The 12,825-nt window shown below is 30.5% G+C and carries 13 protein-coding genes; 12 read left to right on the top strand and 1 reads right to left on the bottom strand.

Annotated elements, in window-relative coordinates:
• Nucleotides 1-74 precede the first annotated feature (74 nt).
• The 10 genes from DY168_RS11235 (at nt 75) to DY168_RS11190 (ending at nt 9,491) form a co-directional block, all read left to right on the top strand.
• A complete protein-coding gene (locus DY168_RS11235; RefSeq protein WP_115641812.1) occupies nt 75-296 on the top strand; it encodes a helix-turn-helix transcriptional regulator in 222 nt (73 codons plus the stop codon).
• Nucleotides 277-714, top strand: a complete 438-nt coding sequence (locus tag DY168_RS11230) for a DUF2178 domain-containing protein (protein ID WP_172556332.1) — start codon at nt 277-279, stop codon at nt 712-714. Before DY168_RS11235 ends, DY168_RS11230 begins: the two co-directional genes overlap by 20 nt.
• An 824-nt stretch (nt 715-1,538) precedes the next feature.
• A complete protein-coding gene (locus DY168_RS11225; RefSeq protein ID WP_115641810.1) occupies nt 1,539-3,263 on the top strand; it encodes an ABC transporter substrate-binding protein in 1,725 nt (574 codons plus the stop codon).
• A gap of 69 nt (nt 3,264-3,332) precedes the next feature.
• Nucleotides 3,333-4,295: an ABC transporter permease gene (locus tag DY168_RS11220; protein ID WP_115641809.1), complete on the top strand. Its 963-nt coding sequence runs from the start codon at nt 3,333-3,335 to the stop codon at nt 4,293-4,295.
• 11 nt (nt 4,296-4,306) lie between these two features.
• Nucleotides 4,307-5,230 (top strand): oligopeptide ABC transporter permease, encoded by a 924-nt coding sequence (opp4C, locus tag DY168_RS11215; protein ID WP_115641808.1) that lies wholly within the window; start codon nt 4,307-4,309, stop codon nt 5,228-5,230.
• Nucleotides 5,231-5,243: 13 nt separating this feature from the next.
• On the top strand, nt 5,244-6,221 hold the full coding sequence (locus DY168_RS11210) for an ABC transporter ATP-binding protein (protein ID WP_115641807.1): 978 nt from the start codon (nt 5,244-5,246) through the stop codon (nt 6,219-6,221).
• Nucleotides 6,222-7,190 (top strand): ABC transporter ATP-binding protein, encoded by a 969-nt coding sequence (locus tag DY168_RS11205; protein ID WP_115641806.1) that lies wholly within the window; start codon nt 6,222-6,224, stop codon nt 7,188-7,190. It abuts the gene before it with no gap.
• A gap of 135 nt (nt 7,191-7,325) precedes the next feature.
• Entirely contained in the window at nt 7,326-7,541 is a 216-nt protein-coding gene (locus DY168_RS11200; RefSeq protein ID WP_115641805.1) for a hypothetical protein, read from the top strand.
• Between the two features lie 154 nt (nt 7,542-7,695).
• On the top strand, nt 7,696-9,051 hold the full coding sequence (locus DY168_RS11195; protein ID WP_115641804.1) for a glucose-6-phosphate isomerase: 1,356 nt from the start codon (nt 7,696-7,698) through the stop codon (nt 9,049-9,051).
• Complete coding sequence (locus DY168_RS11190) at nt 9,051-9,491, top strand: YaiI/YqxD family protein (RefSeq protein ID WP_115641803.1); 441 nt, start codon at nt 9,051-9,053, stop codon at nt 9,489-9,491. Before DY168_RS11195 ends, DY168_RS11190 begins: the two co-directional genes overlap by 1 nt.
• Before the next feature lie 102 nt (nt 9,492-9,593).
• Here the strand turns inward: DY168_RS11190 and DY168_RS11185 are convergent, their stop codons facing one another.
• Nucleotides 9,594-9,779 (bottom strand): hypothetical protein, encoded by a 186-nt coding sequence (locus tag DY168_RS11185; protein WP_115641802.1) that lies wholly within the window; start codon nt 9,777-9,779, stop codon nt 9,594-9,596.
• Nucleotides 9,780-9,976: 197 nt separating this feature from the next.
• Here DY168_RS11185 and DY168_RS11180 point away from each other — a divergent pair, with 197 nt between their 5' ends.
• Both DY168_RS11180 and DY168_RS11175 read left to right on the top strand, forming a co-directional pair.
• A complete protein-coding gene (locus DY168_RS11180; protein WP_115641801.1) occupies nt 9,977-12,010 on the top strand; it encodes a triple tyrosine motif-containing protein in 2,034 nt (677 codons plus the stop codon).
• Between the two features lie 45 nt (nt 12,011-12,055).
• A complete protein-coding gene (locus tag DY168_RS11175; protein ID WP_242984115.1) occupies nt 12,056-12,754 on the top strand; it encodes a lytic transglycosylase domain-containing protein in 699 nt (232 codons plus the stop codon).
• Nucleotides 12,755-12,825 lie beyond the last annotated feature (71 nt).

Raw genomic sequence — 12,825 nt, 5'->3', positions numbered from 1 at the left:
GACAAAATATAACTCTTAATGTAATGTGAAGGTGACTTCAGGTGAACAAAGCTTCATGTACAGGGGGGACGATATTGAAAAATAGAGTTAAAGAGTTTAGAAGTGCTCGTAATATGACTCAACAACAATTAGCTGATTTAGTTTATGTTTCTTCAAGAACTATTATATCTTTAGAGAAACAAAATTATAATCCATCACTTATGCTTGCTTATAAAATAGCTCTCGTGTTTGAAACTACTGTTGAAGAATTATATTGTTTAAAGGAGAATGTTAAAAATGAAAAAGAAAATTTATAATAAAAGAATATTTTGGATAGGAGTCTTTTTTTTAGCTTTATCATTAGCTTATATGATTTTATTAATTATGAGATTTAATGATATTAGTAATGGAAAAGTTATAAAAGATAGTATTTATACACTATTTACAATGCTAATAGGTTTTAGTTCTATTAAGCAGAGTTTAACTTATAAGGAAACTAGAGAAGCAGAAAAAGAAAATGATGAAAGAGAAGAGCTTATAAATCTTAAATCATCTAATGCTTCGATTAAAATTATAGAGATTGTTTGTTTAGTACTTATGGTTTCATGTATTGTTTTATGGTATAGGACTAAAGCTCAGGGACTTCTAAGTATGGTTGTAGCTTTTGGACTTGTTTTTCAAATATCCTTAATTCTACAGATATTTACTTACATTTATTACAATAAGAAAGGTTAATCTATATTTGATAGATTTACTTAAAAATCAGAATAAGACTATCCTACTAGTTATCATAATTTAAAATCTAGTGTAAACATAAACATGAAGACTGAATAGAAGATAAAATCATTAAATTTAATTTAAATAAAAGAGGTTGTTATTATGAAATAACAACTTCTTTTTATTATAAGAAAGAGGAAAAAACATTCATTATATAATAGTATAAGCATTAAAAGTCAATTAAACAACAATGTGTACAATTTCCATTATTTTGATTATTGCAAAATGTGAATGAAATGATTCATGTTTTTATTAAAATGTATAATAAAAATAATAATGGAATATACTTTACATCATATTAATAGTATGATATATTTTCTTTTAACACAAAGCCTATAGGAAATAAAAGTCGACTTATGAATTTTAAAATAAATATAGACTATAATTAAGGTATTTATTTTAATAATATTATGTAAATAATAAAATTGACAGAGAATTTGATATATGATAATATGTAATTATCTAATTAAATGTTAACAGTTTAAGAATTATTCATAACTTTAGACAAAGGATATCCTTTACATTAATCAATTCAGTATTTTATCAAATTAACAAAACGTTAATAAATTAAGTGAAAAACTTTATACTATTATAAAAAACTTATTTATTAAGCTTTGATCCAACTTCATTTATCAGAATCTTTCATATGTTTTTATTATTAAATATAATGTAGTTCTATATCAGGATAAATTCATTGTGCCTAAAACAATATTTACGGGGAAACTTAAAGGTATGATGTTATTTAAATATAAAAATATCAAAAATTAAGAGGGGGAACGTTTATGAAAAGAAATAAGCTTCTTACTACAGTTGCTGGGGTGGCTACTTTAGCTATAACATTAACAGCCTGTGGTAGTAAGGCTCCAGAACAAGGCGGAGATACAAAAAAACTAGATGGTGATTTGACTAATAAGGCAACTGAAGTTATAAAGGCAGAGGATGCTTCAAAGAATCCAGATGCAGCTAAAAATAGAAAAGATACTATAGTAATAGGTATAGATGCTCCAGATGGAATATTTAATCCAGCATATCATGAAAGTCAATATGATAGATATGTAGCTGACTCTATGTTTGCATATATATCTTATGTTAAACATGATGGAACATTAGAAGATGGATTAGGAGTAATTAAACCTTCAGAAGATGGTTTGAGTTATACAATCACTTTAAAGGATGGAGTTAAGTGGAGTGACGGTACCCCAATTACAACTGATGACTTAGAATTTTCTTTCTTTGTCAGAGCAGACAAAGCGTATGATGGACCATCAGACATTAGTGCTTTAAAGATAAAAGGATTGAATGCTTACCATGATGGTACTTCAGATAAAATTGAAGGTATAGAAAAGGTTGATGCTAAAACGCTTAAAGTTACATTAGAAGAAGTTAATGCATCTGCTATATATGATATTGGGAATTTCCAACCATTGCCTAAAGCATTCTACGGACAACATTATAAGCAAGGTGAAGGAGACAAGCTTCAAGCAGTTCATAGAACTCCAGAGTTATTCTCCGGCCCATATAAACTAAAGGAATATAAAGAAGGACAAAGTGTAATATTGGAAGCTAATGAAAACTTCTTCCAAGGTAAGGCTAAAATTCCTAACTTAATATATAAAGTTACAAATAAAAACACTGCAATGCAGCTATTAGAGACTGGTGAAGTTGATATAAATGCTTTAACAGTTAGTACTGAGAACGTATCACAAATTAAATCTAAAGGATTCTTAGATCAACATATATACCCAACAAACGGATATGGATATATGGCATTTAATCATAGAAAAGAAGCTTTAAAAGATGTAAAAGTACGTCAAGCTATAGCACATGCTCTAAACAGAGAAGCTATTGTACAAAATGTTTATAAAGGTTATGCAAATGTTATAAATATTCCTCAATCAAAGGTTTCATGGGCTTACACAGATGATGTTGATAAATATGAATTTGATAAAGAAAAGGCTAATTCATTATTAGATGAAGCAGGATGGAAAAAAGGTTCAGATGGAATAAGAGAAAAAGATGGAAATAAGCTTTCTATAAAATTCTTAGCATCTACACCAAATGAAGTTAATGATGCAATACTAGCTATTGCTAAGGGCGATTTTAAGGAAGTTGGTATAGAGTTTTTACCAGAACAAATGGACTTTAATACAGTAAGAGCTAAAGTAAAACAAAAAGATGGAGACTATGATATGTACTTCATGGCTTGGGGATTAACACCAGACCCAGATCCTACAACTATATTTAAAACTGGTGGATCACAAAACGAAATAGGATATTCTAATGCAAAAGTAGATGAGTTAATATCAAAGGGATTAAAAGCTACTAAGCAAGAAGATAGAAAAGTAATATATCAAGATATGTACAAAGAATTAAATAAAGACCTTCCATATATCTTCGTTTATCAAAGAAGAGATATGTGGGTTGTTAACTCAAGAATTAAAAATGTAGATGTATCTCCTTATAGAGACTTCACTATTGATTTAGGTAAATATGAGATAGAGCAATAATTAAACTATTATGTGCCCGGAGATTTACCGGGCACATTTAGGATATATTATTTAGAATGGGGGATAAAAATGAGGCAATATATATTGAGAAGGCTTCTACAAATGATACCAGTAATAATAGGGGTATCTATAATTTTATTTACGGTATTTGCCTTGGCACCAGGGGATGCTGTAGATAATATTCAAAATCCTAAAATGACAGAAGAAAAGAAGCAAGAGTTAAGAGTACAATATGGACTAGAGGGAAGTATACTAAAACGTTACATAAACTGGGCTTCTAAAGCTATAAGATTTGACTTTGGAATGTCAGTAAAACATAAGATGCCAGTTAAGACTGTAATTAACACCTATGTTTGGAATTCATTTTACTTATCTATGTCTTCATTTATAGTAAGTGTAATAATTGCAGTACCACTAGGTATAATTTCAGCTACTAAACAATACTCAGGATTCGATATGTTCTTTACGGTATTTGCATTAATCGGAATTTCAATACCGTCATTTTTCTTTGGTATGTTACTTATAAAATGGTTTGCGGTAGATTTAAGATTATTCCCAGTGTCTGGAATGACAGCACTTGGGGTATCTAAGACACCTGTAGGACATATTTTAGATGTTATGCATCATATGTTCTTACCATTTATAGTTTTATCTCTTGGAAATGTTGCATCACTTATGAGATATACAAGGACAAGTATGCTTGAAGTTATAAGACAAGACTATGTAAGAACAGCGAGGTCTAAAGGACTTACTGAAAAGGTAGTTGTTTATAAACATGCTCTTAGAAATGGTTTAATACCGGTTATAACTATACTAGGATTTTATCTTCCAAGTTTATTCGGGGGAGCTATTATAACAGAGCAAATATTTGTTTGGCCTGGAATAGGTAAGGTTGCAATAGAAGCTATTAATGGAAGAGACTATCAATTATTGATGGGATTTGAAATGCTTTTAGCTATACTAACTTTAGTGGGTAATTTAATTGCAGATATTACATATGCAATAGTTGACCCAAGAATCAGACTTAAGTAGGGGGTGGGGAAGTGTCAGAGAATACTAAAAAGAATAATAATATACCAGTAGTTGAAAAGAAGGAAAAGATTGAAACACCTTTTAAAACTATATGGAAAAGATTAAGAAAAAACAAGCTTGCTATGGTAGGATTATTTATACTAGTAGCTATGGTTTTAGTCTGTGTATTTGGACCTTTCTTCACACAAGATCCGAATAAAGTAAACTATACGGATGGATTTTTAAGACCCTCTTCTAAGTACTGGTTTGGTACTGATACACTTGGAAGAGATATATTTGCGAGAACACTATCAGCAGGGAGAATATCTTTGTTTGTTGGTATAGCTTCCGTTATTATTCAAGTAGTAATAGGAAGTATATTAGGAGCGGTGGCAGGTTATTATGGTGGAATAACAGATACTATTATAATGAGAATAGTGGATATATTTATGAGTATACCATCATTACCACTTCTTATAGTTCTTGCAGCTATACTTTCAGATCTTGGTATAAGACCTGAAAGAAGAATATTCGTTGTTATGGCAGTTATAGGTCTTTTAAACTGGCCAGGACTTTGCCGTATGGTAAGAGGACAGATATTATCTCTTAGAGAGCAAGAATATATGGAAGCTGCAGAAGCTTTAGGGCTTACTGATTCAAGAAAGATGTTCAAGCATCTTTTACCAAATACAGTGCCTGTAATTATAGTAACTGCTACTCTTAGTTTAGGAGGAGCAATTCTATCAGAGTCAACACTAAGTTTCTTAGGACTTGGAGTTCAACCACCAACAGCCTCTTGGGGTAATATGATACAGTCAGTTTATGATATGTATAATATCCAATATAGACCGTGGCTTTGGATGCCACCAGGAGTTGCTATATTCCTTACAGTTATGGCTATAAACTTATTTGGTGATGGTTTAAGAGACGCAATAGATCCTAAGTTAAAGAAATAGAGAGGTGATAGTGATGGCTAAAGATTTAGTAGAGTTTAAGAATTTAAAAACTTATTTTTATACAGAAGATGGCGTGGTTAAAGCGGTTAACGATGTTAGTTTTAAAATAAGAGAGGGAGAAACTGTGGGAATAGTTGGTGAGTCAGGATGTGGTAAGTCAGTTACTTCAATGTCCTTGATGAGACTTATTCCAAGCCCTCCAGGAAAGATAGTTAGTGGAGATATTTTCTTTGAAGGAAAGAGCATACTAGCTTTAAGCGAGGCAGAAATGAGAGAAATAAGAGGCAATAAGATGTCTGTTATATTCCAGGAACCTATGACCTCTTTAAACCCTGTATTCACTGTGGGCTTTCAAATATCTGAAGCAGTTATACTTCATCAAAAGCTAAGCAAAGAAGAAGCAAGAAAAAAAGCTATTGAAATGGTAAAGCTTGTTGGTATTCCAAGAGCTGAAAAGATTGTAGATTCATACCCACATGAACTTAGTGGTGGTATGAGGCAAAGAGTAATGATAGCTATGGCATTATCTTGTAATCCAAAGTTACTTATTGCTGATGAGCCAACTACAGCTCTTGACGTTACAATTCAAGCTCAAATATTAGATCTTATGAGAAATATAAAAGAGAAGTTAAATACTTCAATAATGCTTATAACACATGATCTTGGAGTTATAGCGGAGATGGCAGATTATGTTGTAGTTATGTATGCTGGAAAAGTAGTAGAGGAAGCAGATGTTAAAAGTTTATTTGCAAAACCTATGCATCCATATACTACAGGACTGTTAAAATCAAAGCCATCTATAAATCAAGAAGATAAAAGATTATATTCTATACCGGGACAAGTGCCAAATCCTATAGGTATGCCAGATAACTGTTACTTCTGCGAGAGATGTGAAAAAGCAATGGACATATGTAGAAAGAAGATTCCACCATTAGTTGAAATCGAGCCAGGACATAAAGTAGCATGTTGGCTTTATGAGGAGGAGAAATAGATGTCAGAAACAATTTTAAAGGTTGAAAACCTAAAAAAGTATTTCCCTATTAAAGCAGGAGTATTCTCAAAAACAGTTGGACATGTAAAGGCAGTAGATAATATTTCTTTTGAAATTAAAAAGGGTGAAACATTCGGACTAGTTGGTGAATCAGGATGTGGAAAAAGTACTACAGGTAGAACTATCCTTAGGTTATTAGAAAAAACTGATGGAAAGGTTATATTTGAAAATAAAGATCTTAATGAGCTTACAAAAAAGGAAATGAGATCTCTAAGACCTAAAATGCAGATTATATTCCAAGATCCTTATAGCTCTTTAAATCCACGAATGACTATAGGGGATATAGTTGGTGAGGCTATGCTTCAACATGGTCTTTGTTCAAAAGCAGAAATTAGTGATAAAGTAGTAGAAACTTTAAAGATTTGTGGACTTGCGCCTTATCATATAAGAAGATATCCTCATGAATTTTCAGGGGGACAAAGACAAAGAATAGGAATAGCAAGAGCGCTTATAATGAATCCTAAGTTTATAGTGGCAGATGAGCCTGTATCAGCTCTAGACGTTTCAATACAATCACAAATAATAAACTTAATGATGGATTCACAAGAGAAGAATGGTTTCTCATATTTATTTATATCTCATGACTTAAGTGTTGTTAAACACATATCTCATAAAGTTGGAGTTATGTATTTAGGATCATTAATAGAAGTTGCACCTAAAACTAAATTATATGAAAATCCTCTTCACCCATATACACAGGCATTGCTTTCAGCAGTACCTATACCAGATCCTACATTAAGAAGAGATAGAATAATATTAAAAGGGGATATTCCAAGTCCTGCAAATCCACCATCTGGATGTAAGTTCCATACAAGATGTCCTTATGCCATGGATGTATGCAGTAAAGAAGTTCCTGAATTTAAAAATGTGGGAGATGAGCACTTTGTTGCTTGTCACCTTATAAAATAACATATAAGCTTTTAGAGCATCTATGGTGTAAATCCGTAGATGCTTTTTAAAAATTTTAATACATTAATATTATGTGGTATTTGATCATATATTGTGATAACATTAATGTAAATTTAGCTCTTAGGAGGAATTGAGATGTTTTTCAATAATAATCAAGAAAGTCTTGAGGGACTTAAATTTAGGCCTGATGAAGAATTAGAAGATGAACCAAAGATGAATCAAGAAAAAATTTCAGCAAAAGATATATGGGCTATAATTTTAGCGCAGTATTCAATATTAATCCCTATAGCATTAATATCAAGTGTAATTTTTGGAGTAGTACTTTTTTTAATAACAAGGCTTATGAGATAATATTTTAATGTATATAAACTAGAAGTTTTAATTTGAAAATTCTAGTTTTTTTATTTTTGTTACTAATAAGATTTATGCTATGGATGGAATAAAAGTTAAGTAAATGGTAGAATTTATTATGAGAAAAGTATTAATAAAGCTAGGAGTGATGTTTATGAATAAACCGCTAAATTTAGATTTAAGAAATATTAAAGATTACATAGAAGATAAAGAAATAGAGGCTATAGGCAATGAAGTAAAGCTAGCACATAAAACACTTCATAATGCTACAGGTCTTGGATCAGAATTTTTAGGATGGCTTGACCTTCCGGTAAGTTATGACAAAGAAGAGTTTAACAGAATAAAAGAATCTGCTAAAAAGATTAGAAGTGATTCAGAAGTCTTATTAGTAATAGGTATTGGAGGGTCCTACCTTGGTGCTAGAGCTGCTATAGAAATGTTAAATCATAGTTTTTATAACATTTTAAATAAAGATCAAAGAAAGTCACCGGCTATATTCTTTGTAGGTAACAATATAAGTTCTACATATATCACAGATCTTTTAGAAGCTATAAAAGATAAGGATATTTCTATAAATATAATTTCAAAGTCCGGTACTACTACAGAACCTGCCATCGCATTTAGGATATTTAAAGACCTTTTAGAAAAGAAATACGGAAAAGAAGAATCAAGAAAAAGGATATTTGCTACAACAGATAAAGAGAAGGGTGCACTTAAATCTTTATCAGATAAAGAAGGGTATGAAACCTTTGTTATACCTGATGATGTAGGTGGGAGGTTTTCTGTTTTAACTGCTGTAGGACTATTACCTATTGCGGCTTCTGGAGTGGACATAGATAGTATTATGAAGGGCTCAGAAAAGGCTATGGATGACTTTTCTCATGATGACTTAAAGGAGAACAGTTGTTATCAATATGCAGCAGTTAGAAATCTTCTTTATAGAAAAGAAAAAAACATAGAAATCATGGTGAATTATGAACCATCTCTTCATTATTTTTCAGAGTGGTGGAAACAGCTTTATGGAGAAAGTGAAGGCAAAGATAATAAGGGTATATTCCCAGCAGCAGTAGACTTTTCTACGGATTTACATTCTATGGGACAATACATTCAAGATGGTAGAAGAAACTTATTTGAAACTGTATTAAATGTAGAAAAACCAAGAAAAGAAATAATTATAGAAAAAAATATAGAAGATATAGATGGATTAAACTTTTTAGAAGGAAAAACTATGCATTTTGTTAATAATAAAGCATTTCAAGGAACACTTTTAGCCCATAGTGACGGAGGGGTACCTAATATAATAATAAATATTTCTGAAATATCCCCATTTAACTTTGGTTATATGGTTTATTTCTTTGAGAAGGCTTGTGCCATAAGTGGATATATACTGGGGATTAATCCCTTCGATCAACCAGGAGTTGAAGCTTATAAAAAGAACATGTTTGCTCTACTAGGAAAGCCTGGATTTGAAGATTTAAAGAATGAACTTGAAAAGAGATTAGAAAATTAATGAGAGTTATTGTGGATGGAGACTCGTGTCCTTCTAGAGATGTAATAGAGAAGGCTGCAAAAGAGCTTTCAATAGAGATGGATATATTTTGTGATTTAAATCATCATATAACAAGTGATTATAGCAATGTTATATATATGGACAGTGGATTTCAAAGTGTAGATATGGCTATATTCAATCATGTAAAAAGAGAAGATGTAGTTGTAACAGGAGATTTTGGGGTAGCATCTATGGTTATAGGTAAAAAGGCTTATGCTGTATCCCCAAAAGGTTATGTGTTTACGGAAAAGAATATAGATACGCTCCTTTTTGAAAGACATATATCACAAAAGGTAAGAAGAGCTGGAGGAAAGACTAAAGGACCTAAGAAGAGACTAGAAGAAGATGATATAAGGCTTTATAATAGCATTACATCTATTATTAAAGGGTTTATTAAATAAGGATAAATTTTATTAATATAATATAAAACTTCCATAAGGATAATAAAGTTTATAGAAATGAATATTAAAAGGATACCCAGAAGTTAAATCTGGGTGTCTTTTTTAATCTCCTGGTTTAAACTTTTTTGAGTGGTAACCTTTTTCGGGTATTTCTATTAGAAAACTATTGCTGTCTATCACTTCTATTAATGGAGCGCCATTAACATTATTTACATAAAGGCTTAAGTTGTTAAAACTATTAGAATTATCCTTTAATAAATTATTTAAAGTATTATCATCTATCTTCATAAAGAGGGGATAAATCCCTTCACCTCCTTTATTATTAATATTTTTACCATTAACTTTCTTATTATACTGTCAAAAATCTTCGTTTATCTAAATAATTTGGTGAACGAATATAGTAATAAAAAGAAGGAATGCTATACATAATATGGAATAGTGATATATGGGAATGAAATTATATTTAACTAAAAGGAGAGAATAGTATGGAGATTAATTTTAATTTAAGCAGCCCTCAAAGAAAGGGTGAAAATATAGAAATTACTGTTGACTCAAAGAAAGAAGACTTATTATATAAGTTTTTTATTGGGCTGGATGGTGTTTGGCATACGCTTCAAAATTTTAGTAAATCAAGTACTTATAAATGGGTTCCAAAAGATGAGGGTAAGTACGTATTAATGGTTCAGGGAAAAGCTAAAGATAGTAAGAAATCTTTTGATTATGTTACTAGGTCAGATTACATAGTTGGAATAGAAGATGAAAATATTATAAAGGATGTGTCGCTTGATAAGGATGGTTATTTAATAGGCGATAAAATTAATCTATCTGTAGATACTTATAAAACTAATCTGCTTTTTAAATACTGGTTAAAAGTTAATGATGGATGGGAATTAATGAAGGATTATTCGATGGGGTCTACATTAAATTTTACAGCAAATACTCCAGGTTCTTATGATGTCTTAGTAGAATGTAAAGAAGTAGATTCTAAAAATAACTTTGATGATTTTAAGAAGATTAGTTTTAAGATAAAGAATATCGACCCTGTAGAGATAAAAGATTTTAAATGTATAAGTCCTAACATACTTGTAGGAGAAGAACTTATATTTAATATAAATTCAAATAGCCATGAGGAAAGAATGCTTATTTATAAGTTTTTTAAAATTGACTCTAAAGGTAATGTGAAATGTATACAGGATTATTCAACTAAAAACATAGTATCTTATATAGAAAATATAAAAGGAGAATACAAGCTTCTTTGTTTTGTAAAAGACATGTATTCTAATAAAGAATATGATGATAGGGCTGTAATAAGTTATAATGTTGAACCTTATAAAGAAATAAAGATAAAAGAATTAATAGCTGACCTTAGTTCACCACAACTATCAGGTACTGAAATAAATTTTAAGGTTATAGTAGAAGGAGGTAAAAACCTATTATACAGATTTATTGTAGAAGGAGTTTGTAGTGAAGATAGTGGATATTCAAGAGAAAATGGTTTCGCGTGGAAGTGTAACAAAGATGGTAATTATGTTATTAAGGCTATGGTAAAAGATAAAAGTTTTGAATATGAATATGAAGATATAAAGGAAATTGAATACTCTATAAGTAAGAAAGCTAAAGCACCTGTAATAATAAAAGATGTATCTGTAAATAAGAATACTGAGGTTATTGTAAATAAACCAATAAAGATAAAGGTGAAAGCAGAAGGTGGGCTAGAATTAAAATATTCTTTTATTGTGTACCTTTTAGATAAAGAAGTAGAAATTATGGAATATGGGGATTGTAACTCAGTTGACTTCACTCCAATACTTCCAGGAGAATATTGTATGGAAGTTAGAGCTAAAGATAAATACTCAAGTAAAGAATATGATTGCCATTGGATTTTAACATTCAATGTAAATGAATATGTGAAAGGAAATATAGAATATGTTTTAATTAATCCTAAAGAATATTATATGGTTGGTGATACTGTAGATTTAGAAGTTGTATCAGAAAATACTAAGGATACATTGATTAAATATATATTAACAGTGGATGGACATTTAATTGAAGAAACTAGTTTTGTTAAAAATAAGAAATATATATTTAAACCTAGGTATGGTGGAAGCTACTTAGTAGAGATTCAAGGTAAAAGTGTGTATTGTAAAAAAGGATATGATAGCAAAAAGCAAGTTAAAATAAAGGTTCATGATGCATTACCCGTTATGAACACTAAACTTTTTATAGACAAAACTAACATTTGTATAAATAAACCTGTAGTTTTAAGAGTTGAAAATGAAGGCGGAATAGATGTTAGCTATGAGTTTTATATTATGGAACAAGGAGAATGGAGAAAAGTACAAGGTTACAGTAAAAAGGATTATTATGCATTTATACCTTTTTTACAAGGTAAATATAAAGTTTTAGTTTTAACTAAGAGTAGTTACAAAAACTGTGCTTATGAAGATTATGATACTTTAGAATTTAAGGCCTATGAAGAGATGGCAACAGATGAATCTATGGTTGACTATGCGCTTTAAAAAAATTACAATAGAGGTATACAAAATAAATAGGTGGTGATTTTTTTGAATACAAAGTCAGCGGAAAGCGTAATGAAGCTTCAGTTAATAACTCAAATGATGAAGGGTGCATTTAAAGAAGACTCTATTGCCTTTCAAATGGTATTAGAAACTATGACTAAAGCTATGAGTGATGATAAGAGTGGTGGAAATTTATTAGAATCTCTTGGACTTGAACAATTAGATCTAAGTCAGCTAGGATACATGAAGGGAGAACGTTTAAGTACAAAAGGCTTCAAAGATGAATCTGTATCAAGCCCTATGGAACCTATCGGTCCTGTAGTGCCTATAGGTAAAGAATTAAGATCAAATAATGTTATAATTGAAGAATCTATAAAGGGTGCATCTGAAAAGTATGGAATAGATGAAAGGCTTATAAGATCTATAATAAAGCAAGAATCAAATTTTGATCCGAAGGTTAAGTCCTGGGCAGGAGCAATGGGTCTTATGCAACTTATGCCTGAAAATGTAAAAGAAGAAGGCGTAAGTAATCCTTATGATATAAAGGAGAATATATATGCTGGGACAAGACACTTTAAAAAATACCTAAATCAATTTAAAACTCTTGAGATGGCATTATCGGCTTACAATGCTGGACCAGGAACCATGGCAAGAAGAGGTGTTGACAGTATAGAAAAGGCGGATAGGCTTCCTTTAGAAACTCAACATTATATTAAAAAGGTTATGGGGTATTATAGGGGGTAGTATAAAGGACGATATATAGTATATTCACTTTTTTTCAACAAGGATTTTTAAAATATAATATAAATCATAAA

Origin of the sequence: Clostridium putrefaciens (assembly GCF_900461105.1) — a bacterium.
Taxonomy (GTDB): domain Bacteria; phylum Bacillota; class Clostridia; order Clostridiales; family Clostridiaceae; genus Clostridium_L; species Clostridium_L putrefaciens.
Note: the sequence above shows the minus strand (reverse complement) of the source record. Positions and strands in the feature narration are given on the sequence as shown.

What these genes read in the sequence shown, in the direction of transcription:
- DY168_RS11230 (WP_172556332.1), top strand. Translation starts at nt 277, where the DNA reads ATGAAAAAGAAAATTTATAATAAAAGAATATTTTGGATAGGAGTCTTT.
- DY168_RS11225 (WP_115641810.1), top strand. Translation starts at nt 1,539, where the DNA reads ATGAAAAGAAATAAGCTTCTTACTACAGTTGCTGGGGTGGCTACTTTA.
- DY168_RS11220 (WP_115641809.1), top strand. Translation starts at nt 3,333, where the DNA reads ATGAGGCAATATATATTGAGAAGGCTTCTACAAATGATACCAGTAATA.
- DY168_RS11210 (WP_115641807.1), top strand. Translation starts at nt 5,244, where the DNA reads ATGGCTAAAGATTTAGTAGAGTTTAAGAATTTAAAAACTTATTTTTAT.
- DY168_RS11205 (WP_115641806.1), top strand. Translation starts at nt 6,222, where the DNA reads ATGTCAGAAACAATTTTAAAGGTTGAAAACCTAAAAAAGTATTTCCCT.
- DY168_RS11200 (WP_115641805.1), top strand. Translation starts at nt 7,326, where the DNA reads ATGTTTTTCAATAATAATCAAGAAAGTCTTGAGGGACTTAAATTTAGG.
- DY168_RS11195 (WP_115641804.1), top strand. Translation starts at nt 7,696, where the DNA reads ATGAATAAACCGCTAAATTTAGATTTAAGAAATATTAAAGATTACATA.
- DY168_RS11190 (WP_115641803.1), top strand. Translation starts at nt 9,051, where the DNA reads ATGAGAGTTATTGTGGATGGAGACTCGTGTCCTTCTAGAGATGTAATA.
- DY168_RS11185 (WP_115641802.1), bottom strand. Translation starts at nt 9,779, where the DNA reads ATGAAGATAGATGATAATACTTTAAATAATTTATTAAAGGATAATTCT.
- DY168_RS11180 (WP_115641801.1), top strand. Translation starts at nt 9,977, where the DNA reads ATGGAGATTAATTTTAATTTAAGCAGCCCTCAAAGAAAGGGTGAAAAT.